The sequence below is a fragment of the Ruegeria sp. CG1 genome (assembly GCF_056537265.1).
Genome location: NZ_JBQFRF010000005.1, coordinates 307,129 through 333,183 on the forward strand (window position 1 = coordinate 307,129; position 26,055 = coordinate 333,183).

A 26,055-nucleotide genomic window follows, 5' to 3' on the forward strand; every position below is an offset into this window, starting at 1 on the left:
TTTGCCCAAGATAGGTAGCGGTTGCGGCACTTGCCAGAGCTTTCGCCCCCTTGCCCGTCCGACCAAGGCGCGATACCAGCGCCCCATGCCCAGATACGCGCTGCAAGTCGAATACCAAGGGGAACCGTTTGCCGGATGGCAGCGGCAAAAGGAGCTGCCTTCGGTTCAGGGCGCGATCGAACTAGCGCTTTCGCGGATCGAACCCGGAGACCACACAATCGCCGCCGCCGGTCGTACCGACGCGGGGGTTCACGCGCTAGGACAAGTGGCGCATTGCGATCTGGTCAAAGAATGGGACCCGTTCCGCCTGTCCGAGGCGTTGAATTATCACCTCAAGCCGCAGCCCGTTGCCATCGTGCAAGCCGCACGGGTGGATGATGACTGGCACGCGCGGTTCTCGGCGCTTGAGCGGCAATATCTGTTCCGCATCCTGATGCGCCGCGCACCCGCAACCCATGACAAGGGGCAGGTCTGGCAGATAAATCATTCTCTGGACGTCGCGGCGATGCAGGTCGGGGCGGATATGCTGATCGGGCAGCATGACTTCACCACCTTCCGATCCTCCATCTGTCAGGCCACCAGCCCGGTCAAAACGCTGGATGAATTGCGGGTGGAACAGGTGCAGGGCTTCTCTGGCCCCGAAATCCACTTCCATGTTCGCGCCCGATCGTTCCTGCACAATCAGGTACGTAGCTTCGTTGGCACGTTAGAGCGCGTGGGGGCCGGGGCATGGACGCCTGAGGACGTTCGCGATGCGCTTGAGGCGGTTGACCGAGCGGCCTGTGGGCCGGTTTGCCCGCCGCAAGGATTGTATCTGGCACGGGTCGGATATCCCGAACCGGTGTTTGGCTAAGTCTACAAGGCCCGTAGTAGTAGCCCGCTTGCAATCACGGCGATGATAAGACCTGCCACCAGTTCGATGGTCGGGGCCAGTACTGATGCGAAGCGCGTAGCCGAGGCTGAGGCCAGCAACCCGCCGCGCAACCCAAAGGACGTCCAACCGACCAAAGTGGTGACGGTTGCAGTGCCCAGAGCCATGGCGAATGCGCCCGCGATTCCGACCATTGCGATACCCATCTGCCATGTTAGGATCAGCACAAACAACGCGCCGGTACAGGGGCGTGCGGCTATGCCAGCGATCAGGATCAATGCCTCGCGCAAGCTGCCGACCTGAGCGACCTCATCGACAGTCGGGCCGTGGCGGTGGCCACAGTCAGCGCAAACCTCGTGGTCGTGATGATGATGGTCATGATCATGCGCATGGTGATGGTGGTCGTGGGTTTGAGACGCCTGATTTTTGTGACGCCGGGCAAAACTGCGGATGGCGCGGAAAACCAGCCACAGGCCAATAGCTGCAATTGCACCGTAGCTGATCGGTGCCATGACCTGTTCGGTCGTACCCACAAGCGACTCGCGCGACATCTGGAACACCAATACCCCAGCATAAACCAGCACAACCGCAGTCACAGCCTGCCCTAGGCTCGAAAGGACACTGATTGCAGACAACCGCCAAAATGCGACGCGACGGCCCAGCCCGTACCCTCCGATCAGAACCTTGCCATGGCCCGGTCCGATGGCATGGAAGAACCCATAGGCAAAGCAAACCGTCAGTAATGTCGCAACGGCTTCGGGCTGCTCGGCGCGTGCTGCGCGCAGGGCGCGGGCGATCTGGTTCTGGAATTCGCGCTGCTCTCCGGCGGCCCAGGCGGCCAGATGGTCAAAGCCACCGCTGCCCCAGAACCACAGCAGCACCCCGCAGGCGATGGCAACGGGAACGATCAGGTATTTGGACATGAAAGCCGAATCTCGGTTGCGAATTTCTCACCGACCAGAGGGATATCGTTTTCTTCAAGGTCATACTCGGCATCCAGCGTCAGTAAAAAAGCCTGCATCTGGGCCAGTTCGTTGTCGATATCCGGATCGCTGCGTTCGATATTACAGGTCGTGGGGCCTGAAACCAGAACCGGGCGGGTCACTTCGTATGCGGTATAAAAGCTCTCATCAAAGGCTTTGATCGACAACGCATCCGCGGGAACGGGGTCTCCTTCGATTGCGCGCAGATGTGTGGTTACGATGCGCGCATCCTCGGTCGTAGCCTGCGGCTCAAGTGGGCCAGAGAGCGGGATCACATTTTCGCCCATGCGGATGATCAGATCGCCATTGTAACCCTCGACCCACTGCGCGTCGAAGCCGCTTAGAAACTGCTCTTCGGCCTCGGTCAGGACGCCGTCCGCGTCCTGATCCAGCCGCATGTCTTCGAGAACCAGCAATGAATAGAACTCATCATAGGCCCAGGTCACACGCACATGGGTCAGGTTGCCTGCGTCATCGACCATGAACTCTAGCCCCGTGTCGATAAAGACATGGGGATGGGCCAAAGCCGGTATCGGCAGAAGGCAGGTCAAAGAAAAGGCGAGCCAGCGCATACGGCGAAGATAGGGCGCGCAATGCCATACGGCAATCCGATTGAACGCAATCATGCAGAAACCTGCCGCTTTATCCCGGCGGAAACAGGACCAATGTCTGCAGCGCCGTGCCGACCGGCCCCTGCGTATCGAAAAGAACCGACTGCGACATCCCGATCCCCGAGGGCTGCCAGTGCGAGATCGAGTCAGAAGCCAGCCAGTCCGAGACAGGCTCTCGGTGGATTTGCACCGTCAGGTCGGTATTCATGAAACCCATCTCAGATGTGGGTGCGTTCCACGATATGCCATTGCCGCAATCTGCAAGCGGGCAGAGTGCTTGGATCGGCGACGGGTCTTCTCCCTCCAGCAAGGCAGGTGTACGCATCCAGACGGTTTTCGGACCTGCCCCTTGCTTGCCATCAGCGGGATAGCCGATCTGGGAGTGATGGGCAAAACCGGGCAACTGATGGCGCATCTCACCGATCGGAAACGGGCCATCGACCATATCTTCGACCCTGGGCGCGGGCAGTTCGACATTGGGCACGGCCCCAAGGTCTTTGCGCACCATATGCATGGTTGTGGCGGTTGCGCAAAGCGTGTCGTCCAGATCATGTACGGTGACCCGTGTGGTCGCCAGCGTCTTGGTATGGCGTGTCGTCTCTGCCGCGACTCGCAAACCAGCCAGAGGCAATGGACGCAGCAGATCGACGGTCAACCGGGTCAACATCTTCTCAGGGCCAACTTCGGTTTCTGCCGCCCGCACGATCAATCCGCTGACTGGCCCAGCATGGCAATGATCGGCTGACCAAGGCCCGCGCGTGGGGTCATTTCCGACAAACACACCCTGCGCATTTTGGTGGAAATACGCCTTCCCCAACACATCCGATGTCATTGTGGTTCTGTCGCCTCAGACTTTTTCCTGCGTGTATTTCTTCAACTCGGCACGCGCGACCTGACGGCGATGCACGGCGTCAGGACCATCCGCCAGGCGCAGCGTACGCACATGGGTCCATGCATTTGCCAAGGGCGTATCCTGACTGATCCCCTGTGCGCCGAACATTTGCACGGCCTCATCGATCACCTTCAGCGCGACCTTGGGGGCAACGACCTTGATCTGGCTGATCCATGGGGCCGCCGCCCTTGCATCGCCCTGATCCATGTACCAGGCGGCCTTGAGGCACAGCAAACGGGCCATTTCGATCTCCATCCGACATTCGGCGATGATGTCGTAGTTTGCCCCCAGCTGCGCCAGTTTCTTCCCAAACGCCTGGCGCTGTAGTGAACGCTTGCACATCTGCTCCAGCGCAGACTCGGCCTGACCAATCGCGCGCATGCAATGGTGAATACGGCCCGGCCCCAAGCGACCTTGCGCAATCTCGAACCCGCGCCCTTCACCCAGTAGAATGTTTTCGGCTGGGACCCGGACTTCTGTGAAACGGATGTGCATGTGTCCATGGGGCGCATCGTCGTGGCCATAGACCTCCATCGGGCGCAGCACTTCGATCCCGGGCGCGTCTGCTGGGACCACGATCATCGACTGGCGCTGGTGCTTTGGCAGATCGTCCCCGCCGGTTTTGACCATCACGATATAGACCCTGCAACGCGGATCGCCCGCCCCAGACGACCACCATTTCTCGCCGTTCAGAACATATTCGGCCCCGTCCCTCACGCAGGACATCGAAATGTTGGCGGCATCTGATGAGGCCACATCGGGTTCGGTCATCAGATAAGCCGAGCGAATCTGCCCGTCGAGCAAAGGCTTCAGCCACTGCTCTTTCATCGCGCCTGACCCGTAGCGTTCAAACACCTCCATATTCCCTGTATCGGGCGCGGAGCAGTTGAAAACTTCGGCCCCCAAGGGCGTCTTGCCCATCTCCTCGGCGAAATAGGCGTATTCAACTGTACTGAGGCCAAAACCTTTGTCGCTGTCTGTCAGCCAGAAGTTCCAAAGCCCCGCCGCCTTGGCCTTGGCTTTCAGCCCCTCGAGAATCTCGGCCTGTCGCGCGGTATATTTCCAACGATCGCCTTTATTGATTTCTGCCTGATACTCATCTTCAAGCGGCATGACCTCGTCGTGAATCATATCTCTCACCCGCTGTAACAGGGCGCGGTTTTCCTCACGCAATCCGAAAGTCATGGTCATGTCTATTCCTTCCCTGTGGCGCAATGCGGGTCTTTGGCTTTGGTCCGAGGATGGCTTAGTGGCCATGAGCGTGTCCAGCTAAGTGACGGAACGTCATTCACGCAAATTGAGCCCGGTCCAGCATCAATGCGATGCCCAGCAGGGGGCCTGCGGTAAAATTAGCTAGAGCAAATCACAAGGGTGCAGCTGTGCTAGTTCGGGTGCTGGCCAAGGCAACGGCCTTTAAGGTGTCAGGATCCAGTTCCCATCAGCGGTCTTGCAGCGGCGCGTTCTGATATCGCGGGCCTGTGCAGCACCTTCAGGCTGCACAAAGTGCTGAAGTATAACACAATTGCCCTGAACGCTTTGCACGCGGATTGTCCCCTTCGAGCCGGTGTCCTGATTGAGCCAAGCCCTCTCCTGCCCCACGGATGGAGTGCCCGTCGACAGCAACGCGTTTGAGGTGTCGTTCAACACCTCAAAGTCAGCGGGGCTCAACCCCATTTCCGCGATGATTCGGGAAAGTGGTTTAGCCTGTGCTATTCCACCCACCCCTAGAAAAAGTGCAGCAACCAGCGCTGTGTAAACAAAGGCTTTCATCAAAGGGCCTCGCCGATTTGAATGACTTTCACGTCCATAGATATACCTCTATGCGTGTGCGGCCAAGCCCCACTTGGCCACCTTCAAATTATCCCGAACAAACCTTTCGCAAGGCGGGCGCTAGGTCCGCCCGTGAGATCGCCTCATATTGTGCCCAGACGAAGCAGAGGCATTTGATGACACATCCTAAATATTATGCACCGACAGGCGGACATCCGGGGCAAGAGCAACTGTTGACCGACCGTGCCATGTTCACCGATGCCTATGCGGTAATCCCCAAGGGCACGATGCGCGACATCGTCACCAGCTTTCTGCCTTTCTGGGAGAATACACGTCTTTGGGTCTTATCCCGGCCTTTGAGTGGTTTTGCCGAGACATTCTCGCAATACATAATGGAGGTGCAGCCCGGTGGTGGCAGCGATACGCCCGAAACCGATCCAAATGCGCAAGGGGTAATCTTCGTGGTCGAGGGCAGCGTCACGCTGACCCTAAACGAAGCGGATCATGTTCTTGAGATCGGTGGATATGCCTATATCCCCCCGGGCAGCGACTGGACGCTGCACAACCATGGCGATTCAGTTGCCCGGTTCCATTGGGTGCGCAAGGCTTATGATGCAGTGCCCGGCCTGCCCGCCCCTGACCCGATCATCACCAATGAACGCGACGTGGTACCCAACGAAATGCCCGGCACCGAAGGCCGCTGGTCTACCACCCGCTTCACCGATCCGCAGGACCTGCGTCACGACATGCATGTCAACATCGTCAATTTCGAACCTGGTGGCGTGATTCCCTTTGCCGAAACCCATGTGATGGAACACGGCCTTTATGTGCTTGAGGGCAAGGCCGTTTACCGGCTCAATCAGGATTGGGTCGAGGTCGAGGCCGGTGACTACATGTGGCTGCGCGCTTTCTGCCCGCAGGCCTGTTACGCAGGCGGACCGGGACGGTTTCGCTATCTGTTGTACAAGGATGTGAATAGGCACATGCCGTTGTCTGTACCGTCTAGGTAGCTGACGATCGGGGCTTTACCGGGTCAAGTTCTGGTAAAGGGGTTCACAGAATCGCTGGAATCTGATGAAATCAAATGAGTTTTCAGCACTGGAGATTGTTCGATGTTACTGCGCGGTACGATGATTGCACTGGTTGCCACCCTTGGCCTTTCGGCGTTCAACGCCGCCCCGGTCGCAGCCAAGGAAGAAACCAAATCCGTTTTCGTCATGAGCCGCACATGGGCGGTGACGCAGGTCTCGGACGCGCCTGTGGTTTATCGGGCGACGCGGGATAATAACAATCTGAACCCCTTTGGCCCGCCGCCACGTCTTCGCACCATCCAGGCAATGGCCGCGATACAGAAGGCGACTGGCTGCAAGGCGATCTATTCCAGCATGTATCAGAACATTTCGGGCCAGTTCTTTTCGCAGGTCAGCTGCAACTGAAATTGGTACAATACTTTGATTGAGATCGCCTGATCTGCCTGCCATAGCTTGCGCATGAAACTCGCGATCAACGGATTCGGCCGTATCGGCCGCACCATTCTGCGTCAGGTCTTAAGCCTGCCGCAGCATTCGGATGTAGAACTAGTGCTGATCAACGATATCGCACCGCTGGAAACATGCGCATACCTGTTCAAATATGACAGCACGTTTGGCCCCTATCAGGGTTCGGTCACGACCGAAGGTGAAGCACTGAATATCGATGGCCGCGTTATCCTGATGTCTCACAGCGCCGATTTGGCACAGGTCGATCTGTCCGGCGTCGATGTCATGCTCGATTGCACCGGCATCGCGCGAACATCCGACGTGGCCAGCCGGGGCTTGACTGCTGGGGCGGATAAAGTGTTGATTTCCGGTCCGTCACCCGCTGCCGAAGTCACACTGGTGCTGGGGGCAAACGAAGATCAATTGGGCAGCGCACGGATCGTTTCAAATGCATCCTGCACCACCAATGGTCTGGCACCGCTCGTCAAGCTGATTGATGAAATCGGCGGGCTTGTGTCCGGGCACATGACCACCATCCACTGCTATACAAACAGCCAGCCGATGGTCGATGCGCCACGCGGGGATTTGGCCCGATCGCGCGCCGGGGCATTGTCGATGGTGCCCACGACCTCGAGCGCGACGCATTTGATTGATATCGTCTTGCCAGACCTGGCCGGTCGTGTGTCGGGGGCCGCGGTGCGTGTTCCGACGGCCAGCGTATCTGCCGTTGATCTTGTCGCCACGCTTGAACGTGGCATGAGCGCTGAGCAGTTCGACCAAGCCTTTCGCGACGCGGTCGCAGCTTCTGCCGTGCTGGGATGGACCGATCTGCCCTTGGTGTCATCTGATTTGCGGTCCCGCCCTGAGTCACTGGTGGTGGCGGGGCCCGAGACGCGCATGATTGGAGAGAGGCAGATCAGGGTCTTTGGCTGGTACGACAATGAATGGGGGTTTTCAGCCCGCATGCTGGATGTCGCGCGCCTGATGGCAAACGCCGGGTAATCCGCAGCGCTGAAGCACGCTGCGGATTACTTCAAGACTTCAATCGTGAGGTAGGCTACCCGCCCCGTGCCCGGCCATTCCACCAGAAACCTCTTCGGTTGATTCTTCGGCCAGTTCTTCTGGCAGGACCAGGTTCAGCACGATGGCGATCAGTGCTGCGGGCAGCAGGCCGCTGGTCATCAGAATACGCAAAGTATCCGGCAGGTGCTGAACTGCGCCAGGCTCTAGCTGCAACCCCAGACCGATCGACAGTGAAATCGCAAAGATCACCATGTTGCGGCGGTTCCAATCCACGTCGGACAGCATTGAGATACCAGCTGCGACCACCATACCGAACATAACGATCACACCACCGCCCAGCACTTCGATGGGTACGGTGCGGATAATCGCACCGACCTTTGGCACGAGGCCGCACAGGATCAGGAAGATGGCACCACAGGTCACCACATGGCGGCTCATGACGCCCGTCATCGCAATCAAGCCGACATTCTGGCTGAACGACGTGTTGGGAAAACCGCCGAACATACCGGCAACGGCGGTACCGAAACCATCTGCATAGGTGGCACCAGCGATTTCCTTGTCGGTTGCTTCGCGACCCGCACCCCCCTTGGTGATACCCGATACGTCACCGACGGTCTCGATGGCCGAGACGAAAGACATCAGACAGAACCCGATCACAGCAGCCAGCGAGAACTCAAACCCATATTTGAACGGCACGGGCAGAGCAAAGGCTGAGGCGCGTGACCAGCTTGTGCCAATGGCCTCGAACGTCACCATGCCAACCATCAGAGCATAGACGTAGCCGATGGCCAATCCGACCAGTACGGCAGACACCGACAGCATGCCGCGCGCAAAGAACTTGAGGCCAAGTGTCACAACAACCACAACCAAAGCTGCCGACCAGTTGAGCAGCGATCCGTATTCCGGGGTGCCGATCGCAGGCACACCCCCGGCTGCATATTGGATGCCCACCTTGACCAGCGCCAGACCGATCATTGTGACAACCAATCCAGTGACCAGCGGCGGCAGCGCAAACCGTATCTTGCCGATGAAGAGACCAAGAAAGGCGTGAAACAGGCCGCCAACCAGGACGCCGCAAAACAGCGCCCCTAAGGCATCCACGCCTTTTCCGGCGACCAGAGGGATCATGATGGGCAAAAACGCAAAACTCGTTCCCTGCACAATCGGCAACGCAGCCCCAACCGGGCCCAGTGTGACGGTTTGCAGCAAGGTCGCCAGCCCCGCGAACAGCATCGACATCTGGATCAAATAAAGCAGTTCGGGAAAATCCGGGGAGTTCGACCCAAATCCAAACCCGGCAGCGCCCGCCACGATGATGGCCGGTGTTACGTTCGAGACGAACATCGCCAGAACGTGCTGAATGCCCAGCGGTATCGCCTTGTGCAAAGCAGGGGTGTAGTTCGGGTCCCGAAGCTGTTCGGGCGTCCCTATCGAAGTTTCAGCCATGATCTCATTGTCCTCCCTAAGATCCAATGGGGTTCTTACCGCTTCTCTGGCGGTTTTGGTTCTGGTTTCAGCGATCGACCACCTCGTACGGTGAGCTGAACCAGTGTTCCTCCAAATTCGGGCCGTCTCCGATCCGATCAACCACGGCGAACAGGCCGGGCGCATGCAACGGTGTCAGAACCCCGTGCCATGTTCCTCGGTGATAGTTCACCGCCTGTCCGGGCTGTGTAATGAACGCCCGAGGCTGCCCCGGTTGCCCTCCCTCATCCGGGGCGACGATCACCAGAAAGGGCTGATGGGTCATCGGAATGAACGCCTGGCTGCCATCGGGATGACGCTCAACCATCTCCAGCTGATAAGGCAGTTCGCGGGGGTTGGCGTTAAACAGGCTGATACCCGCACGGGCGTCACCGAAATCCAGCCTCGCCCGATCATGATACCGCCCGCACTGGCCCTGATTGATGATCTTGTCGGGCTCACCTGAGATATCGATCAGATCACCAAACGGCGCGAAAGCCTCAGCCGAGATCAGTTCAGCGACAATCCGAGTCATGAGGGCAGCACATCGCGCAAGCGGAACTCGGCAATCCGCTCGACCTGTCGGCAGGCCTCGGCGAACTCGGTTTCGCGATCCTGTTCGGTGCGCCGTTCGAATGCGCTTAGGATCGAGGCTTTGTTGTGGTCCCGCACGGCAATGATGAACGGGAAGCCGAATTTGTCGGTATAACGCTGGTTCAATTCGTTGAAGGTAGACCGTTCTTCATCCGTCAGCGCATCAAGCCCTGCCGAGGCTTGCTCGGACGTGCTTTCCTGTGTCAGCCGCTTGGCCTGCGCCAGTTTACCCGCCAGATCAGGGTGCGCTGTCAAAACACCCAGTCGTTCCTCATCCGAGGCGGACCGGAATATCCGTGATAGAGCATTGTGCAATCCACCCGCAGTGTCATGCGCCGCGCCCAATTCCAGTTCATAGGCACGCTCGGCGATCCACGCCGAGTGCTCGAAGATACCACCATATGCAGAAACAAATTCATCGCGGCCCATCTGCGAGGGTTGTGGACGCTCAGCCGCCGGGTGCTTTTCGGCCCAATGCTCCGCAATCTGCAAACGCGTTGCGAACCACACATCCGAGAACCCGCGCGCGTAATCCAGAAACCGTTTCAGCGCCATAACCCGCCCCGGACGCCCGATCAGGCGGCAGTGCAGGCCGATCGACAGCATCTTGGATGCGCCAGCTTCGCCTTCCGCATAAAGCGCGTCGAAACTGTCTTTCAGATATGAATAGAACTGATCCCCGGCGTTGAACCCCTGTGGCGTCGCAAAGCGCATGTCGTTGCAATCCAGCGTGTAGGGAACAATCAACTGATCCCGACCACCGGTTTGCATCCAGTAGGGTAGATCGTCTGCATAGGTATCGGCAACATAAGCAAAGCCACCTTCCTCGGCGACCAGACGCACGGTGTTGTCCGAACAGCGCCCAGTGTACCAGCCGCGCGGGCGATCCCCTACGACTTCGGCATGCAGACGGATCGCTTCGGCGATCTGGGCCCGTTCTTCTGCCTCAGGCATATCCTTGTGCTCGACCCATTTCAGGCCATGGCTGGCAATCTCCCACCCTGCCGATTTCATCGCCGCAACCTGATCTGGCGAACGCGCTAACGCGGTAGCCACACCATAAACGGTGATCGGTAGGTCTTTCATCAAGCGATGCAGGCGCCAGAACCCCGACCGCGAGCCGTATTCATAGATCGATTCCATGTTCCAATGACGCTGGCCCGGCCACTGCGCCGCCCCAACGATCTCGGACAAGAAGGCCTCGGACGCAGCGTCCCCGTGCAGAACACAGTTTTCTCCACCTTCTTCGTAGTTCAACACAATCTGCACAGCCAGTTTCGCCCCGCCAGGCCATGCGGCGTCAGGTGGGTTGGCTCCGTATCCGATCATATCGCGGGGGTAACGAGGCGGCTGCATAGGGTCTTCCAGTCCGATTAGGTGTTTTGACAGCTTTACCGCAGAAACGGTCTATTGATTATCAAATCAATCCGAACACTGTTTCCACTTCTTTCGGCATTTCAACCATTTTGCGGTTTGGCCCAGACTGTGGCACACCAAAAGAAACACATAGGAGAGACCCTTGGCTGGCTATCTGACAACCCACGTTCTCGACACGGCGCGCGGCTGCCCCGCTGAGGGGTTGAAAATCGCGCTCTACAAAGTGTCAGGGAACTCGCACCGTAAACTGGTCGAGATGGAAACCAACGCGGATGGCCGAACCAATAGCCCGATCTTACCGCAGGACGACTTTAAAACCGGCACTTATGAGCTGATATTCTTCGCCGGAGATTACCTGCGCGCGACGGGTCAGGATGGCGATGATCCTCTGTTTCTGGATCAGGTGCCGATCCGCTTTGGCATGTCCGATGCGGACGCGCACTACCACGTTCCGCTGCTGTTGTCCCCCTACGGCTACTCGACCTACCGGGGCAGCTAGCCCTAGACTTCGGCGCTTCGAACCACTTTGCCGATCCGGTCAATCATGAAATCCATAAACAGCCGCGCCTTCGGGTCCTGATGGCGGCGATGCGTATACAGGCAGGCCATTTGCACGGGAACCGGAGGCGTCTTCATCGCCACCGGGATCAGCCTCCCCGCCTTCAAGTGCTCTGACACCTCAAAAACGGGTTTCATGGCAATACCTTGCCCGGACAGCGCCCAATCGGTCAAAACATCACCATCGTCACATTCATACCTGCCCGAGACAGCAAATCGTTTCGGGCCATCGGGTGTTTCCAGCATCCACTGAAACTCTGCCGCGCCGGGGAAGCGCAGGTTCAAGCATTCATGCTTGCCTGAAATCAGATCGGATCCAGCTTCTGGCATCCCACATCGGCGCACGTAATCAGGGGCTGCACATAGCACACGCTGGCAATCCGCAATCTTGCGAATGCGCAATGTACTGTCTTCGGGCTGACCGATGAAAAAAGCCAGATCCAAGCCTTCAGTGGTCAGATCAACCGAGCGGTCTGTCAGTCTTAGACGCACATCAATCTCAGGGTATTCTGACAGAAAATCAGGCACATGAGGCGCCAATAACCGGCGCCCGACGCCCAAGGGCGCAGCAACAAACAGAGACCCGCGGGGGGCTTCGGTCAGATGCGTGACCTGGGCCTCTGCCTCATCAACTGCATCCAGAACCGCAACCGCGCCGGGGTAGAACGCCCGTCCCTGTTCCGTTGGTGTCAGGTTCCGGGTTGTGCGCTGAAACAGGCGTACTCCCAGATGATCCTCCAACTGCGAAATTCGCGCCGACGTCACCGCAGGTGAAATTCTCATATCCCGCCCGGCGGCTGACATGCTGCCCAAGTCATAGACCCGGACAAAGGTTCGAATGTTGTCGAGATAGGACATCTTATCGTTTTTTTTGATACAGTTTGACAATATACGGGAATACCGAAGAAAAGCCCGTTTGCCTAGTGTGGCGCAACGCAATCGGAGACATAAGCATGTACGAATTCGCCGTGTTCTGGGATTGGATTGGTTTTGGCGTGCGCTGGTTGCACGTTATCACCGCGATTGCCTGGATCGGATCATCCTTCTACTTCATCGCGCTGGATCTTGGTTTGAACCGCGATATCCCCGGACCGGCGGACGGCGAGGAATGGCAAGTCCATGGCGGAGGATTCTATCACATCCAGAAATATCTCGTCGCTCCGGAGCGTATGCCCGACCACCTGACCTGGTTTAAATGGGAAAGCTACGCCACATGGCTCAGCGGTGCCGCGCTACTGATGATCGTCTACTGGGTAGGCGGAGAGCTCTATCTGATCGATGCCCAAAAGGCGGATCTGGCGCTATGGCAAGGCATATTGATCTCGGCTGCCTCGCTGACTGTCGGTTGGCTGGTCTACGATTTTCTTTGCAAGTCGGGATTGGGCGAGCGTCCGACATTGCTGATGGTTCTTCTGTTCGTGCTGCTGGTGATTATGGGCTGGGGTTATAACCAGATATTCACCGGTCGCGCGATGATGCTGCATCTGGGGGCCTTCACGGCCACAATCATGACCGCAAATGTGTTTTTCATCATCATGCCAAACCAGCGCATTGTGGTGGACGATCTAAAGAACGGGCGCACACCTGATCCGAAATACGGCAAGATCGCCAAGCTGCGTTCGACCCACAACAACTATCTGACATTGCCGGTCGTGTTTCTGATGTTGTCGAACCACTATCCGCTGGCTTTTGCGACCGAGTACAATTGGATCATCGCCGCGCTGGTCTTCCTGATGGGTGTCACGATCCGGCACTATTTCAACACCCGCCATGCGCGCGCTGGAAACCCAACCTGGACCTGGTTGGTAACGGCTTTGCTGTTCATGACCATCATGTGGTTGTCGACCGCTTCGATGAACGACCCGTTGGAAGAGGCCGAAGCACGGCAACTAACTCCCTACGAACAGAAATTTGCATCAGCGGATGGCTTTGAAGAAGCACAGGACATAGTTCTGGGTCGCTGTTCTATGTGCCACGCGCGCGAGCCTGTCTGGGAAGGCATCCTGTGGGCACCCAAAGGTGTCCTGCTGGAAACAAAAGCTGACATTGCTCAGAACGCGCAGCAGATTTATCTGCAATCCGGCGTCACACATGCCATGCCTCCCGCGAACGTGACCTATATGGAACCTGAAGACCGGGATGCGATTGTTCGCTGGTTCCGAAATGCCGGTCTGTAGCGGATTGGCACACGAGTTTGCCAATAAAAACACCTGAACTTTGTTTAGTTCTTCCCCTAAGCGCCGTCAGATGCTCTAAATGAATTCAACACGCCGCATTCGTTTTGTTTCGCGGCCATAGCGATTTCGACTTGGGGCAGTTGGAGCCAGACAATGACAGGGAGCAGACCGCGCAGCGATCTGAGAGGCTGGCTTTTTGGTGCGTTTGTGGCCTTGTCCCCCAATCTTGCTACCGCGCTAGAAACGACCCTATCCGCCCCTGGTGCATCTGAAGATCTGGTCGACCGCTTGGAAGAGACTTCATCCATCTTCACCTCGGAATCGCGTGGTCTTGATACGTCACTGGAAATACTGTCGGCAGCTTTGTCCGACTACCGCACCATCGTTCAGATCATGTACGACGAAGGCTATTTCAGCCCCGTCGTCAGCATCAAGCTTGACGGGCAGGAAGCCGCCAAAATCAATTCGCTGAACGTTCCAGCCCAATTCAAACGGGCGACTATCCTTGTCACACCAGGGCGGAAGTTCAAGTTCGGAACGGCTGTCGTGCAACCGCTGGCACCGGGCACGGAACTGCCCGAAGAGTTCGCCACGGGTAAGACCGCGACCACCGGAGCGATCCAACAGGCGGCTTCGGCCGGGGTGCAGGGCTGGCGCGATACAGGCCATGCCAAGGCGGAAGTGGAAGATCAGAAAGTAATAGCGCGCCATGCGCAGGCACGGCTGGACGCGACAATTGATCTGGCTCCGGGGCCAAGGTTGCGGTTCGGCAAAATGATCATTCAGGGCGATACAAATGTCCGCCATCGATCGATCGAGAAAGTCGCAGGCTTCCCGTCGGGTGAGGTTTATTCGCCTGAACAGGTCCAAAAGGTTGGCACCCGCCTGCGGCGCACCGGCACATTCGCTACGGTTTCGCTCAAGGAACATGAAGAACCCAACCCGGATGGCACGCTTGATTTCGACGCGACGTTTGAAGACCTGCCACCGCGCCGCCTGACCTTTGGGGCCGAGATTGCCTCGCGCGACGGGGTTGATCTTACAGCTACGTGGACCCATCGAAACGTTTTCCGGCGAGCCGAAAGGCTGCGGTTCGAGGCGGCAATCCGCAATATCGGCGGTGCCGAGGATATCGATGGACGCATTGGTCTGCGGCTGGATCAACCTGATCGTCTGGGCCCTGACGACAATACATTCTGGAGCGCGCTGTTGGAGCGGCGCAATACCGAAAACTACAACGTCACCGTCGCCTCGCTTGCCTATGGTGCACGCCGCACATTCTCTGACCGCCTCTACGCCGAAGCCTCGGCAGGTTTCCAATGGTCGGACGCAGATGACGCCTATGGCGATGGGCGCAAGTTTCGATACTTCATTCTTCCGTTCCGGTCAGAATGGGATGAACGCGACAGCAAGGTCAGCGCGACGCGCGGTTATTATCTAGACTCGCAAGTCATGCCCTTTGTCGGTTTCTCCGGGTCGGATACCGGCCTGAGAATGTTCTTTGACGGTCGCGCCTATAACGATCTGGGCACCGCCGGTCGGCTGGTGTTGGCAGGCCGGGTGCAGTTGGGATCGGTCCTCGGACCTCCGGCAGATGGTGTGACTCCAGATTTCCTGTTCTTCTCGGGTGGTGCCGGTACAGTACGGGGTCAGCCATTTGAAAGCCTAGGTATCCCCGTCGGGGATGGTGTCGCCGGTGGCAAATCCTTTCTGGGGCTCTCAGCCGAGGTCCGAGGCAAAGTCACTGACGCAATCTCGTTGGTTGGGTTTTATGACTACGGTGTGGTCGACACGTCCTCATTCATCGGCAGCGGCGCGGAAGAGCATTCTGGCGCGGGCCTTGGAATCCGTTATGATCTGGGCGGCTTCGGGCCCTTGCGCTTTGACCTTGCGGTGCCGGTTCAGGGCGATACGGGTGACGGGCTGCAATTCTACCTCGGGATCGGGCAGGCCTTTTGATGCGTCGCGTTGTATATCCCTTGTTGCTAAGTTCAGCAGCGATCACCGTTCCCATCGCGGCGACCGCTCAGGACGAGGGCGGCAGCATGATCGAGCAGTTTCTGCAAGATACCCTGTCCGGTGATGATCAGAATGTGCGGGTGATCGGCCTTGAAGGTGCCTTAAGTTCGCGTGCGACGATTCAGGAAATCACAGTCGCCGATGACGACGGCGTCTGGCTCACCATTAAAAACGCTGAATTGGACTGGAACCGATTGGCACTGCTGCGCGGTCGGTTCTCGGTCAACACACTATCGGCGCAGGAAATCGATATCGCCCGCGCACCCGGTACAACAACAAAGGACGCACCGCCCCCTTCAGCCGAAACCCAACCCTTCCAACTACCTGAGCTTCCGGTTTCGATCGAAATCGGAGAGCTGCGCGTCGATGACCTGTCTTTAGGTGAGCCGCTGATCGGCATCGCTGCCGAGCTTGCCGTGAACGGCAACCTATCGCTGGCTGATGGAACACTGGATACTACGCTGGATATCGACCGACTGGACCGCGCCGGGGACACGATTGATCTGAAAGCAGGCTTTCAGAACGACAGCCGCCAGATCGATCTGGACTTGACCGTAGCCGAAGCCTCAGGCGGTCTGATCGCAACGGCCCTGTCCATCCCCGATGCCCCGCCGCTCGAGCTGACTGCAAAAGGCTCGGGGCCGATAACGGATTTTAATGCTGATATCGGTCTAAGCAGCGATCAGCAGCTTCGCGTGTCCGGTCAGGTACGACTGCGCACAGCCGAAGAGAGTGACAACGCCTCCGATGGAATCGCGTTTACTGCCGATGTCGGAGGCGACCTGACGCCGTTTCTGGCCGAAGAGATGGACACGTTCTTCGGTACCGACACACGGCTGTTCGTAGATGGGCGCACCCATTCTGACGGGGCGCTGGATGTATCGGATATCGAGATTACCTCGGAAGCACTGGACCTCAAAAGCGAACTCAGCCTTGCTTCGGGCGGTGTTTTGAAACTGGTCGCCCTGCAAGGTCGTATCACGCCGCCGGAAGGTGACAAGGTCGTCCTGCCCGTTAGCGGCGGCGATACGTCAATCGGCGCGGCGCAGATTTCGGCCTTGTACAATACCGAGAATGGCAATCTCTGGGACCTGAGCCTGACGACCAACAAGATTGAAACCCCCAACCTGAACCTCGATCATGCACGGATCAGCGGGCAAGGCACGCTAGATCAATCCAGCGGGCTGTCGGTCGATGGCGATCTGCAGGCTGTGCTCGATGGCATTGATCTGACAGATGTCGCACTGAATGCCGCCGTCGGAAATCAGATCACACTGGATGGACAGTTCGAGTACGGCAGCGACCAGACATTGCAATTGTCCGGGGTCGAACTGGTCGGCAGCGACTATACCCTAGACGCTGATGCGTTGATCAGCGGGCTTGCGACCGGGTTGCAGGTTGATGGCACGGCACTGCTGCAGGCGACCGACCTGTCGCGGTTCTCGGACCTGGCACAGCTTCAGCTTGGTGGCGAGGCTTCGGTCCAGGTGGCTGGAAAGGGCTCGCCACTGGAACGCAGCTTTGACGGCAAGGTCACGGTGAATGGGCGTGATCTGGTGACCGGGCGTGACGATATTGATCCAATGATCACGGGTGAAACCGAAATCGTTCTGGATGCCAAACGCGACACCGACGGGGTAACAATTCGCGATTTCACCGTGAATGGCGACGCTCTGACAGCGCAGGCCAGCGGCACGGTCACGACGCCAAATGGCAATCTGACAATTGACGGTCAGGCCAGCGTGAACGCCCCAAATCTGGCGGTGTTCTCAGGCATCGCACAGCGTGATCTGGCGGGCGCATTACAGGCCCGGCTGGATGGCAAAGGCACCGTACAGACGTTGGAATTCGACGGCCAAGCCAGCGTGATCGGAACAAATATCGAAACCGGGATGAGCGAGTTCGACCCGCTGTTGAAAGGCCGGACATCAATCAATCTGGACGGTGCGCATTCGGGCAACCAAATCGTTATTCGAAACGCCACGGTCAAAAGTGCTGCTATTACTGCTGAGGTAGGCGCAACCATCGATGACCCCACCGGAAACATCGCGGTGGATGGAAGCGCCAAGCTGAACGCCCCCGACCTGTCTTTGTTCTCCGGCCTCGCCGGGCTTGATCTGGCCGGGTCGATTGATGCCGACGTCACCGGTCGGGCCGCGCAAAGCAGCAAGGCCTTTGATATCAAAGGCAACCTGAGCGCAGACGACCTTGCCACGGGTATCCAAGCCGTAGATGCGTTGGTACAGGGACGAACCACACTGAACGTGGATGCCGCCAACGATGATCAGGGGCTGAACATCCGCACTTTCAGTCTGAACGGAACCGCGCTGACCGCAGATGCATCGGGCCGATTGGATCGGGAGGCCGGTGGCCTCGATTTCTCGGCCATGCTGGACGACATCGGCCGTCTATCTTCGACATTGTCCGGGCCGCTCACGCTGGATGGCAACGTCGCCCCGACAGGGTCCGGTTTGGAAGGCAATGCGCGCCTGCAGGGACCTGATAGCTCGTACGCCAATTTAACCGGAACCGTAGAAACTGGTGGCACCGCGGATCTAAATTTTGACGCCCGCCTGAATCGGGTCGAACGTTTTGTGCCCGATTTCCCCGGAACCGTCGCCGCCAGTGGTACCGCCCGCCGCGACGCCGGGATGTGGACCATCGACGCAAAGGCTAATGGCCCCGCCGATATCAATACAACGGTTGCCGGGACCTTTAACGAAACCAGCGGCGAAGCGGACCTGAAGATGCAGGGCGGTGTCAACATCGGTATCGCCAATGCATTTATCTCCCCCAACAATCTGGCCGGTACTGCCCGGTTCGATCTGGCCCTGAAAGGGGCACCTGCGCTGGATGCGCTTAGCGGAACGATTTCAACATCCGGCGCGTCGATGGCCTTGCCCGATGTGGGACAGACAATCACTGGCATCGGGGGTTCCGTAAACATCGCGCAAAGCCGCGCCACGATTGCACTGCAGGGTGGGTTACGAGCGGGCGGAGGGTTTACCGTCAACGGCCCGATTGATCTGAAGCCACCCTTCAACGCCCAGATAACCACAGCGCTCAACAATCTCGTGCTGACAGACAAGCTGCTCTATGAGACCACATTGAACGGTCAGATCGCCCTGACGGGGGCATTGGCCGGTAACAGTTCGCTGGCCGGGCAGATAAACTTTGGCGAAACCAACATCAATCTTGCAGCCGCCGCAGGAGCAGTCGGCGCAGCACCAATTCCGACGATCCAACACCTAAACGAAAGCCGTGCCGGTTTCGTAACGCGAGAACGCGCCAATCTGGTGGAAACCGAGGATGAGACTAAAAGCAACTCGCGCATGTCGCTCGACATCGGATTGCTTGCACCCAAGGCAGTTTTTGTCCGAGGACGCGGCGTGAACGCGGAACTGGGCGGTCGCATACAGATTGGTGGAACTACAACTTCTGTTGTGCCGTCAGGCCAGATTGAGCTTATCCGCGGTAATATCGATATCCTTGGTCGCCGCCTTGCGCTGACTAAGGGTGTGGTCACCCTGCAGGGTGACCTGACGCCATATATCGAGTTTGAATCGTCCTCCAGCACCTCGGACGGCACCGCAACGATCGAGATCGCCGGGCCGCTGGACTCACCCGAGGTCGACGTATTCTCAGATCCTGAACGCCCGACCGAGGAAGCGCTAGCAATGCTCTTGTTCGGCAACCGGTTCTCAGAACTGTCACCGTTTGTCATTGCGCAGATGGCGGCCTCATTGGCCCAACTCAGCGGCGCCGGCGGGGATACTACCAAAGGGGTGCGCGAGGCCACGGGCCTGGACACTATCGACCTTGGCGCGACTGAGGGCGGTGGGGGCAGCCTTGGTGCGGGCGCATATCTAAGCGACAATCTCTACACCGATTTCACCGTCAATACCGAAGGTGACACCGAGGTGAACTTGAACCTCGACGTCACCGACAGCTTCACGGTTCGCGGCACGGTGGATGGCCGGGGTGAGACGGGCTTGGGTATCTTTTTCGAACGCGACTACTGAAAAATAAGGCGACCCCAAAGGGCCGCCTTTTTTTCAGTTGATTGAAGACTATTCCGCCGCGACGGCGTCTGCGATCTTTTCGACGCGAATTGCCGAGAACTTGAACTCGGGGATCTTGCCATAAGGATCGATGGCCGAGTTGGTCAGGATATTCGCCGCCGCCTCGACATAGGCGAACGGGATGAACACCATATCTTCGGCAATCGCCCGGTCGGCCCGCACCATGATTTCAATCGAACCGCGGCGAGTAGTCAGACGAATCATATCGCCCGGCTCAATCCCCATCAGTTTCAATGTACGCGGGTTCATCGAGCAGTTCGCTTCTGGTTCCACGGCATCCAGAACGTTGGACCGGCGCGTCATCGACCCCGTATGCCAATGCTCCAGCTGGCGCCCAGTGGTGGCGATCATCGGATATTCATCATCCGGGGCCTCATCCGGTGGGATGACACTGGCTGGCGTGAACCGGGCGCGACCATCCGCACGTGGGAAACCATCGCCGAACACAATCGCCTGACCTGGGTCTGTCTCGGACAGTGACGGGTAAGTGATCGTCTCCGTCTCAAGCCGTTCCCACGTGATGTTGTCGAGCGAATTCATCGTCAGCTTCATCTCAGCAAAGACCTGAGAAACATCGGAATAATCCCAGTTCAAACCGATCCGCTGCGCCAGCTCAACGGTGATCTTCCAATCCTCGCGCGCCTCACCCGGAGGGGTCACGGCGGGCCGCACCCGCTGTACCTGACGGTTGGTGTTCGACACGGTGCCGTTCTTCTCATAGAGCGCTGAGGCGGGCAGAATGATGTCGGCATAGTTCGCCGTTTCGGTCAGGAAGATATCCTGCACGATCATCAGTTCCAGCTTGGCCAGTGCGTCGCGCGCGTGATTCACATCGGGGTCGGACATGGCGGGGTTTTCCCCCTGGATGTACATACCCTTGATGTTGCCCGCATAAGCCTGATCGATGATCTCGGTGACGGTCAGCCCCTTCTCGTTCGAGAAGTCGCGGTCGTCATTCCAGACGTTGGTGAACTTGGCCCGAATGCCGTCGTCGGTAACGGACTGATAGTCCGGCAGGAACATCGGGATCAGGCCCGCGTCTGAGGCACCTTGCACGTTGTTCTGACCGCGCAACGGGTGAAGACCCGCACCGGGTTTACCAACATTGCCGGTCATCAGAGCCAACGAGATCAGGCAGCGCGAGTTGTCGGTGCCGTGGATGTGCTGGCTGACACCCATACCCCAGAAAATCAGACCGGCCTTGGCTTGTGCAAAGGTGCGCGCCACTCGGCGCAGCTGATCCGGTTCGATGCCGCAGATCGGCGACATAGCCTCAGGCGTGAACTGGCGCAGGTGTTCTTTCTCGGCTTCCCAGTTCTCGGTCCAGCGGTGGATGTACTGGCTGTCATAGAGCTCTTCTTCCACGATCACGTTCATGATCGCGTTCAGCATCGAAACATCCGCACCGGGACGGAATTGAAGCATCTCATCAGCAAACTTACGCATCCCAACGCCGCGCGGGTCCATAACTATCAGCTTGCCACCACGTTTGGTGAACTGCTTGAAGTAGGTCGCAGCGACAGGGTGGTTTTCAATCGGGTTGGCCCCGATGATGATCGCCACATCCGCGTTTTCGATCTCGTTGAAGGTCGCCGTCACAGCACCCGAGCCCACATTCTCAATCAGGGCCGCAACAGATGACGCGTGGCACAGACGGGTGCAGTGGTCGACGTTGTTGTGGCGGAAGCCCTGACGGATGAACTTCTGGAACAGATAGGCTTCTTCGTTGGTGCACTTGGCCGAGCCGAAGCCCGCAACGCTGCGCGGGTCTTTGTCGCGCAAGTCTATCAGCTTGGTCGCGGCCAAATCCATCGCCTCTTCCCACGTTGCTTCACGGAAATGGGTATCCAGGTTGCCGGGATCGACGTTCAATCCCTTGGCTGGAGCATCCTCGCGACGGATCAGCGGCTTGGTCAGGCGATGCGGATGGTGAATGTAGTCAAAGCCAAAGCGGCCTTTGACGCACAGACGACCTTCGTTTGCAGGGCCGTTGATGCCCTCGACATACTTCACCTTACCGTCTTTGACCTTGAGCGAAACCTTACAGCCCACGCCGCAGAACGGGCAGACGCTTTCCGTTTCCGAGTCGTAGTCCTTGCTGTCGCCTCGCTGCTGGTCATCCAGTACGGTTGCTGGCATCAAAGCACCGGTCGGGCAGGCCTGCACGCATTCACCACAAGCCACACAGGTCGAAGCACCCATCGGGTCGTTCTGGTCGAACACCACCTGCGCTGTGTGGCCACGACCGGCCATACCAATCACGTCGTTGACCTGCACGTCGCGGCAGGCCCGGACGCAGAGGTTGCAGTTGATGCAGGCGTCCAGATTGACGCGCATCGCAACGTGGCTGTCATCCAACAGCGGGATTTTCTCGGCCTCTTTCGCCGGGAAACGGCTGTCGCTGACATGGTTCAGCTTGGCCATATCCCAGAAGTGGCTGGAGGTGTCGTGCGCTTCCTCAGGCTGATCCGCGACCAACAGCTCCATGACCATCGCGCGCGATTTCTCGGCCCGGTCGCTGTCGGTCTTAACCACCATGCCGTCGGCTGCCGGACGGATGCACGAGGCGACCAGCGTGCGCTCGCCTTCTACCTCGACCATGCAGGCACGGCAATTGCCGTCGGGTTTGTAACCGGGTTGCGGCTTGTGACACAGGTGAGGGATAGTGAACCCCTGCCCCTTTGCGGCTTCCCAGATGGTCCAGCCCTCGGGCACGGTGACATCTTCGCCATTCAGGTTGAAGGTGACGGTCTTGTTTGGGCTTGCATCAAGCATGGCTGTCTCCCTCAGATTTCGTCAGCGAAATGTTTCATGACCAGGCGGATCGGGTTCGGGGCCGCCTGCCCCAGACCGCAGATCGAGGCATCGCCCATGACCTGACACAGGTCTTCCAGCAGTTCCTGATCCCATTTGTCGGCTTGCATCAGCTTGACCGCCTTTTCGCAGCCTGCACGGCAGGGCGTGCACTGGCCGCAGCTTTCGTCTTCGAAGAAGCGCAGCATGTTCAGTGCCGCATTGCGTGCGGTGTCCTGATCGGACAGAACCACAACCGCAGCGGACCCGATGAAGGTGCCATGCGGTTGCAACGTGTCGAAATCCAGTGGGATGTCATCCATCGATGCAGGCAACAGACCCGAGGATGGACCACCCGGCTGATAAGCCTTGAAGGTCTGGCCCCCGGCCATGCCTCCGGCAGCCTCGATCACGTCCAGAATGGTCGAGCCAGCGGGCAGAAGGTAAACGCCCGGCTTTGCGACACGACCCGAGACCGAATAGCTACGCAAACCCTTGCGACCGTTCTTTTCGGTGCTGTTAAGGCATTCAGGCCCTTCACGGCAAACTTTGGTCACCCAATAGAGCGTCTCGACATTGTGCACCAAGGTCGGACGGTCAAAGACCCCAACCTGCGCCACGAACGGAGGACGATGACGCGGCAGTCCTTTTTTGCCTTCGATCGACTCGATCATCGCGGATTCTTCACCGCAGATGTAAGCGCCAGCACCACGGCGCAGGTCGATATAGCCTTCTTCGACGATCCCGGCTTGTTCGAGCGCGGTAATCTCACGACACAGGATTTCCAGAACTGCCGGGTATTCGTCGCGCATATAGATAAAGCAGGTCTCTGCCTCGACGGCCCAAGCGGCGATCAGCATCCCTTCGAGGAAGACATGCGGCGTGCGCTCAAGATAGTAGCGGTCCTTGAATGTCCCGGGCTCGCCCTCATCGCCGTTGACAGCCAGATAACGCGGGCCTTCATTCATGCGAACAAAGCCCCATTTCTTGCCCGACGGGAAGCCAGCGCCGCCCAGACCACGCAGGCCCGAGGACAGTACGTCTTCCTGCACCTTCTCCCAATCGCCGCCCTCGCGCAGCTCTTTCAGTTTGGCGTAGCCGCCATTGGCTTCATAAACCGCAAAGGCTTCGTAATCGGGCAGATGGGCGTGGGTGTCATTCGCCGCAATCGCGGCCTGCACCTTTTCGGGGGTCGCGTGGTCGATGTGGTTGTGACCGATCTCCAGCACTGGAGCGGTGTCGCAGCGTCCCATGCAGGGCGCACGGACAACGCGGACCTGCGAGGCATCCAAACCTTCTTCCAGCGCTTTTTGCAGCTGCTGGGCACCGGCCAATTCGCAGGACAGCGAATCGCACACACGGATCGTCAACGCCGGAGGAGGCGTTTCACCCTCTTTCACCACATCGAAATGGGCGTAGAAGGTTGCGGTTTCGTAAATCTCAGCCTGCCCGATCCGCATCTCAACCGCCAGAGCGGCGATGTGGTCGGCGCTGATATGGCCGTGTGCGTCCTGAATCAAATGCAGAAATTCAATCAGCAGATCGCGACGTCGCGGGCGGTCGCCCAGCAGACGTGCAATTTCTGCTTGTGCCTCGTCCGAGAATTGACGGCCTTTGGGCGTGTGCCGCCCCTTGCCTTTACCTGACTTCCAGACGCCCTTTGGCGCGCCTGATGGCTTGGTGTCTAATGGTGCCATGATGCCCTCCGATTGAGGCCCCGTGTCTCATCAGACTAGCATATCGTCAAATCGCATATTTCAATCGCACGATAACGACAGTTTATCACCGCAAAGACGCCATCACTGTGCGTAAGGCCGCGACCGTGGGCAATTCCGGGTCACGAGTGAGCGTGGCCAGACAAATCGGCTTGCTCACCACGGGTTCGATCAGGGACAGCACCCTTGTGTCCTTCAGGTCGCCCAGCGCCCGCACCAGCACGCGTGGAATCACGGTGGCCGCTAGCCCCTCGCGTGCCATGACCATCGAGGCAGTGAATCCGCTGGTCTCGGCCACAATATCCGGGTGCAAGCCCTGTTCGGCGAATATCCGATCCAGAATCCGCCGGTTCTGCATCTGTGGTTCCAGCAGGCTCAGGGGAAACTCGGCCACGCGGGCCCATGGGATCGGGCCTGTCTCATCGGTCATATGCGACGGGACCAATAGGACATAAGTTTCTTCGTACAAGCGCTGCACTTGCCGTAGATCGGTACCGATACTGTCGCCATAAGTGATGCCAGCATCCAGACTTCCTTCGTCCAACCGGTGCTGAATGGCCGTTGCAGACATTGTTTCAATCCGGGTCACGATACGTGGATGCGCATCGCGCAACCGCTTCGTAAGACGCCCGGTGAAGGCAATCGCTGTAGGGATCACACCCAAAATAAGCGTGCCGGTGATCTCACCCTTTGCAGCGAGCACCTGTTGTTCCAAAGCCTTGGTGTCGTCGAGAATGCGCCGCGCGCGCTGAACAATCATCTCGCCCTCTTCGGTCAGCCCCTGAAATCGGTTTGCACGGCGAACGATGGAGACACCCAGCCGATCCTCCAGGTTTCGGATTCGCATCGAGAACGCAGGCTGTGAAATCCCGCATTCCTCAGCTGCCTTAGCGAAATGACGATGCCGCGCCAATGCGCTGAGCAATTGCAGGTCGCGGATTTCGATCATCTAGAGCTGTCTCAAGTATCAGGTCAAAATCCAAACTAACCACATTTCTGCACGAGAGAAATGTGTGAGATGCGAGCATCGTCAATTTGTTGGCTGCCACAGGATCAGCGCTTCAGATACATGCAATACTCGGGTGGTTGAGCCTGCCGAACTGCTGTTCCAGCCCAAATGAAACTAACAGGATCGCATCTTGCCACCTGAGCGGTTTTGACACTTCGCCATAACGCGCGATATGCCGGTTTAACAACAACATAGAACCGAATTATTCCATGAACCTTACGAGAAACCAAATTGAGGACTTCTTGGTGCGTGAATGCGTCGATTTTGATCCTCTCAATTCCAAAGAAGGTGGTGAGGTTGTTCAATGCTGGCATCAGACATTCGCCGGGAACGTAAAGAAATCAACCGGTTCCTGGATTCACAATCGCTTTCGCTGGCATGGTTTCAGTTACGGGTTTCAAATCGCGCGGGCGGGCGATGACGCTTTAAATGCCTATAAGAACCAGTGGCCTGCCGCGTATGTTATCTTTGATGAAGATATCAAATGGTCGTATCGCTGCGTCTCAGAAACATATCCAGATTTCACATCTTTTGGCGCGGATATCTACTTAGCCCACCACAACATGAAGTGGACAATGGCATTCACACACGAGCAACCCGATATCGGCCCGTTCTTCGCAGAAAATCCGAGGTTATAAG

The 26,055-nt window shown here is 58.0% G+C and carries 21 protein-coding genes; 9 read left to right on the plus strand and 12 right to left on the minus strand.

Annotated elements, in window-relative coordinates; all coding sequences use genetic code 11:
- Positions 1 to 85 precede the first annotated feature (85 nt).
- The gene (gene truA / locus ACR0AU_RS16370) at positions 86 to 853 is read left to right on the plus strand and encodes a tRNA pseudouridine(38-40) synthase TruA (RefSeq protein WP_480795953.1); all 768 of its coding nucleotides are present in this window, start codon (positions 86 to 88) and stop codon (positions 851 to 853) included.
- A gap of 2 nt (positions 854 to 855) precedes the next feature.
- Here the strand turns inward: truA and ACR0AU_RS16375 are convergent, their stop codons facing one another.
- The 5 genes from ACR0AU_RS16375 to ACR0AU_RS16395 all read right to left on the minus strand — a co-directional run bounded on the left by ACR0AU_RS16375 (position 856) and on the right by ACR0AU_RS16395 (position 5,127).
- Positions 856 to 1,794: a nickel/cobalt transporter gene (locus ACR0AU_RS16375; protein ID WP_480795954.1), complete on the minus strand. Its 939-nt coding sequence runs from the start codon at positions 1,792 to 1,794 to the stop codon at positions 856 to 858.
- The gene (locus ACR0AU_RS16380) at positions 1,779 to 2,480 is read right to left on the minus strand and encodes a DUF1007 family protein (RefSeq protein ID WP_480795955.1); all 702 of its coding nucleotides are present in this window, start codon (positions 2,478 to 2,480) and stop codon (positions 1,779 to 1,781) included. The genes ACR0AU_RS16375 and ACR0AU_RS16380 overlap by 16 nt, the downstream gene beginning before the upstream one ends.
- 16 nt (positions 2,481 to 2,496) lie before the next feature.
- On the minus strand, positions 2,497 to 3,297 hold the full coding sequence (locus ACR0AU_RS16385; protein WP_480795956.1) for a thioesterase family protein: 801 nt from the start codon (positions 3,295 to 3,297) through the stop codon (positions 2,497 to 2,499).
- Between the two features lie 15 nt (positions 3,298 to 3,312).
- Positions 3,313 to 4,548 carry an acyl-CoA dehydrogenase family protein gene (locus tag ACR0AU_RS16390; protein WP_480795957.1) on the minus strand — a complete coding sequence of 412 codons (1,236 nt, stop codon included), beginning with the start codon at positions 4,546 to 4,548 and terminating at the stop codon, positions 3,313 to 3,315.
- A gap of 222 nt (positions 4,549 to 4,770) precedes the next feature.
- Complete coding sequence (locus ACR0AU_RS16395) at positions 4,771 to 5,127, minus strand: hypothetical protein (protein WP_170404458.1); 357 nt, start codon at positions 5,125 to 5,127, stop codon at positions 4,771 to 4,773.
- Positions 5,128 to 5,303: 176 nt separating this feature from the next.
- On the opposite strand from ACR0AU_RS16395, the gene ACR0AU_RS16400 reads away from it, so the two are divergent.
- The 3 genes from ACR0AU_RS16400 (at position 5,304) to ACR0AU_RS16410 (ending at position 7,607) form a co-directional block, all read left to right on the plus strand.
- Positions 5,304 to 6,137 carry a bifunctional allantoicase/(S)-ureidoglycine aminohydrolase gene (locus ACR0AU_RS16400; RefSeq protein ID WP_170397455.1) on the plus strand — a complete coding sequence of 278 codons (834 nt, stop codon included), beginning with the start codon at positions 5,304 to 5,306 and terminating at the stop codon, positions 6,135 to 6,137.
- 102 nt (positions 6,138 to 6,239) lie between these two features.
- Entirely contained in the window at positions 6,240 to 6,563 is a 324-nt protein-coding gene (locus tag ACR0AU_RS16405; protein ID WP_170397457.1) for a hypothetical protein, read from the plus strand.
- Positions 6,564 to 6,617: 54 nt separating this feature from the next.
- Positions 6,618 to 7,607, plus strand: a complete 990-nt coding sequence (locus ACR0AU_RS16410; RefSeq protein WP_170397459.1) for a glyceraldehyde 3-phosphate dehydrogenase NAD-binding domain-containing protein — start codon at positions 6,618 to 6,620, stop codon at positions 7,605 to 7,607.
- 39 nt (positions 7,608 to 7,646) lie between these two features.
- Here ACR0AU_RS16410 and ACR0AU_RS16415 read toward each other — a convergent pair whose 3' ends face one another.
- From ACR0AU_RS16415 to puuE, 3 genes are all read right to left on the minus strand, one after another.
- Positions 7,647 to 9,074, minus strand: a complete 1,428-nt coding sequence (locus ACR0AU_RS16415) for a nucleobase:cation symporter-2 family protein (protein WP_480795958.1) — start codon at positions 9,072 to 9,074, stop codon at positions 7,647 to 7,649.
- A 67-nt stretch (positions 9,075 to 9,141) separates the two neighbouring features.
- Positions 9,142 to 9,627 (minus strand): ureidoglycolate lyase, encoded by a 486-nt coding sequence (locus ACR0AU_RS16420; protein WP_480795959.1) that lies wholly within the window; start codon positions 9,625 to 9,627, stop codon positions 9,142 to 9,144.
- Positions 9,624 to 11,042, minus strand: coding sequence for an allantoinase PuuE (gene puuE / locus ACR0AU_RS16425; RefSeq protein ID WP_480795960.1), 1,419 nt, complete (start codon positions 11,040 to 11,042; stop codon positions 9,624 to 9,626). Before puuE ends, ACR0AU_RS16420 begins: the two co-directional genes overlap by 4 nt.
- Before the next feature lie 163 nt (positions 11,043 to 11,205).
- Here puuE and uraH point away from each other — a divergent pair, with 163 nt between their 5' ends.
- The gene (uraH, locus tag ACR0AU_RS16430) at positions 11,206 to 11,562 is read left to right on the plus strand and encodes a hydroxyisourate hydrolase (protein WP_170404478.1); all 357 of its coding nucleotides are present in this window, start codon (positions 11,206 to 11,208) and stop codon (positions 11,560 to 11,562) included.
- Between the two features lie 2 nt (positions 11,563 to 11,564).
- Here uraH and ACR0AU_RS16435 read toward each other — a convergent pair whose 3' ends face one another.
- Positions 11,565 to 12,479 carry a LysR family transcriptional regulator gene (locus tag ACR0AU_RS16435; protein WP_170424363.1) on the minus strand — a complete coding sequence of 305 codons (915 nt, stop codon included), beginning with the start codon at positions 12,477 to 12,479 and terminating at the stop codon, positions 11,565 to 11,567.
- 95 nt (positions 12,480 to 12,574) lie between these two features.
- On the opposite strand from ACR0AU_RS16435, the gene ACR0AU_RS16440 reads away from it, so the two are divergent.
- The 3 genes from ACR0AU_RS16440 (at position 12,575) to ACR0AU_RS16450 (ending at position 19,839) form a co-directional block, all read left to right on the plus strand.
- The gene (locus ACR0AU_RS16440; RefSeq protein ID WP_480795961.1) at positions 12,575 to 13,798 is read left to right on the plus strand and encodes a urate hydroxylase PuuD; all 1,224 of its coding nucleotides are present in this window, start codon (positions 12,575 to 12,577) and stop codon (positions 13,796 to 13,798) included.
- Positions 13,799 to 13,951: 153 nt separating this feature from the next.
- Entirely contained in the window at positions 13,952 to 15,757 is a 1,806-nt protein-coding gene (locus ACR0AU_RS16445) for an autotransporter assembly complex protein TamA (RefSeq protein WP_170626495.1), read from the plus strand.
- Positions 15,757 to 19,839 (plus strand): translocation/assembly module TamB domain-containing protein, encoded by a 4,083-nt coding sequence (locus ACR0AU_RS16450; RefSeq protein ID WP_480795962.1) that lies wholly within the window; start codon positions 15,757 to 15,759, stop codon positions 19,837 to 19,839. Before ACR0AU_RS16445 ends, ACR0AU_RS16450 begins: the two co-directional genes overlap by 1 nt.
- A gap of 48 nt (positions 19,840 to 19,887) precedes the next feature.
- Here the strand turns inward: ACR0AU_RS16450 and fdhF are convergent, their stop codons facing one another.
- The 3 genes from fdhF to ACR0AU_RS16465 all read right to left on the minus strand — a co-directional run bounded on the left by fdhF (position 19,888) and on the right by ACR0AU_RS16465 (position 25,356).
- Entirely contained in the window at positions 19,888 to 22,674 is a 2,787-nt protein-coding gene (fdhF, locus tag ACR0AU_RS16455) for a formate dehydrogenase subunit alpha (RefSeq protein ID WP_170404492.1), read from the minus strand.
- A gap of 11 nt (positions 22,675 to 22,685) precedes the next feature.
- The gene (locus ACR0AU_RS16460; protein WP_480795963.1) at positions 22,686 to 24,389 is read right to left on the minus strand and encodes an NAD(P)H-dependent oxidoreductase subunit E; all 1,704 of its coding nucleotides are present in this window, start codon (positions 24,387 to 24,389) and stop codon (positions 22,686 to 22,688) included.
- An 85-nt stretch (positions 24,390 to 24,474) separates the two neighbouring features.
- Entirely contained in the window at positions 24,475 to 25,356 is an 882-nt protein-coding gene (locus ACR0AU_RS16465) for a LysR family transcriptional regulator (RefSeq protein ID WP_170404498.1), read from the minus strand.
- Positions 25,357 to 25,661: 305 nt separating this feature from the next.
- Between ACR0AU_RS16465 and ACR0AU_RS16470 the strand changes: the two genes are divergently transcribed.
- The gene (locus tag ACR0AU_RS16470) at positions 25,662 to 26,054 is read left to right on the plus strand and encodes a DUF4275 family protein (RefSeq protein ID WP_480795964.1); all 393 of its coding nucleotides are present in this window, start codon (positions 25,662 to 25,664) and stop codon (positions 26,052 to 26,054) included.
- The last annotated feature ends 1 nt before the right edge of the window (position 26,055 follow it).

Coding starts and splice junctions, on each gene's coding strand:
- truA (WP_480795953.1), top strand. CDS start 86: ATGCCCAGATACGCGCTGCAAGTCGAATACCAAGGGGAACCGTTTGCC.
- ACR0AU_RS16375 (WP_480795954.1), bottom strand. CDS start 1,794: ATGTCCAAATACCTGATCGTTCCCGTTGCCATCGCCTGCGGGGTGCTG.
- ACR0AU_RS16380 (WP_480795955.1), bottom strand. CDS start 2,480: ATGATTGCGTTCAATCGGATTGCCGTATGGCATTGCGCGCCCTATCTT.
- ACR0AU_RS16385 (WP_480795956.1), bottom strand. CDS start 3,297: ATGACATCGGATGTGTTGGGGAAGGCGTATTTCCACCAAAATGCGCAG.
- ACR0AU_RS16390 (WP_480795957.1), bottom strand. CDS start 4,548: ATGACCATGACTTTCGGATTGCGTGAGGAAAACCGCGCCCTGTTACAG.
- ACR0AU_RS16395 (WP_170404458.1), bottom strand. CDS start 5,127: ATGAAAGCCTTTGTTTACACAGCGCTGGTTGCTGCACTTTTTCTAGGG.
- ACR0AU_RS16400 (WP_170397455.1), top strand. CDS start 5,304: ATGACACATCCTAAATATTATGCACCGACAGGCGGACATCCGGGGCAA.
- ACR0AU_RS16405 (WP_170397457.1), top strand. CDS start 6,240: ATGTTACTGCGCGGTACGATGATTGCACTGGTTGCCACCCTTGGCCTT.
- ACR0AU_RS16410 (WP_170397459.1), top strand. CDS start 6,618: ATGAAACTCGCGATCAACGGATTCGGCCGTATCGGCCGCACCATTCTG.
- ACR0AU_RS16415 (WP_480795958.1), bottom strand. CDS start 9,074: ATGGCTGAAACTTCGATAGGGACGCCCGAACAGCTTCGGGACCCGAAC.
- ACR0AU_RS16420 (WP_480795959.1), bottom strand. CDS start 9,627: ATGACTCGGATTGTCGCTGAACTGATCTCGGCTGAGGCTTTCGCGCCG.
- puuE (WP_480795960.1), bottom strand. CDS start 11,042: ATGCAGCCGCCTCGTTACCCCCGCGATATGATCGGATACGGAGCCAAC.
- ACR0AU_RS16435 (WP_170424363.1), bottom strand. CDS start 12,479: ATGTCCTATCTCGACAACATTCGAACCTTTGTCCGGGTCTATGACTTG.
- ACR0AU_RS16440 (WP_480795961.1), top strand. CDS start 12,575: ATGTACGAATTCGCCGTGTTCTGGGATTGGATTGGTTTTGGCGTGCGC.
- ACR0AU_RS16445 (WP_170626495.1), top strand. CDS start 13,952: ATGACAGGGAGCAGACCGCGCAGCGATCTGAGAGGCTGGCTTTTTGGT.
- ACR0AU_RS16450 (WP_480795962.1), top strand. CDS start 15,757: ATGCGTCGCGTTGTATATCCCTTGTTGCTAAGTTCAGCAGCGATCACC.
- fdhF (WP_170404492.1), bottom strand. CDS start 22,674: ATGCTTGATGCAAGCCCAAACAAGACCGTCACCTTCAACCTGAATGGC.
- ACR0AU_RS16460 (WP_480795963.1), bottom strand. CDS start 24,389: ATGGCACCATTAGACACCAAGCCATCAGGCGCGCCAAAGGGCGTCTGG.
- ACR0AU_RS16465 (WP_170404498.1), bottom strand. CDS start 25,356: ATGATCGAAATCCGCGACCTGCAATTGCTCAGCGCATTGGCGCGGCAT.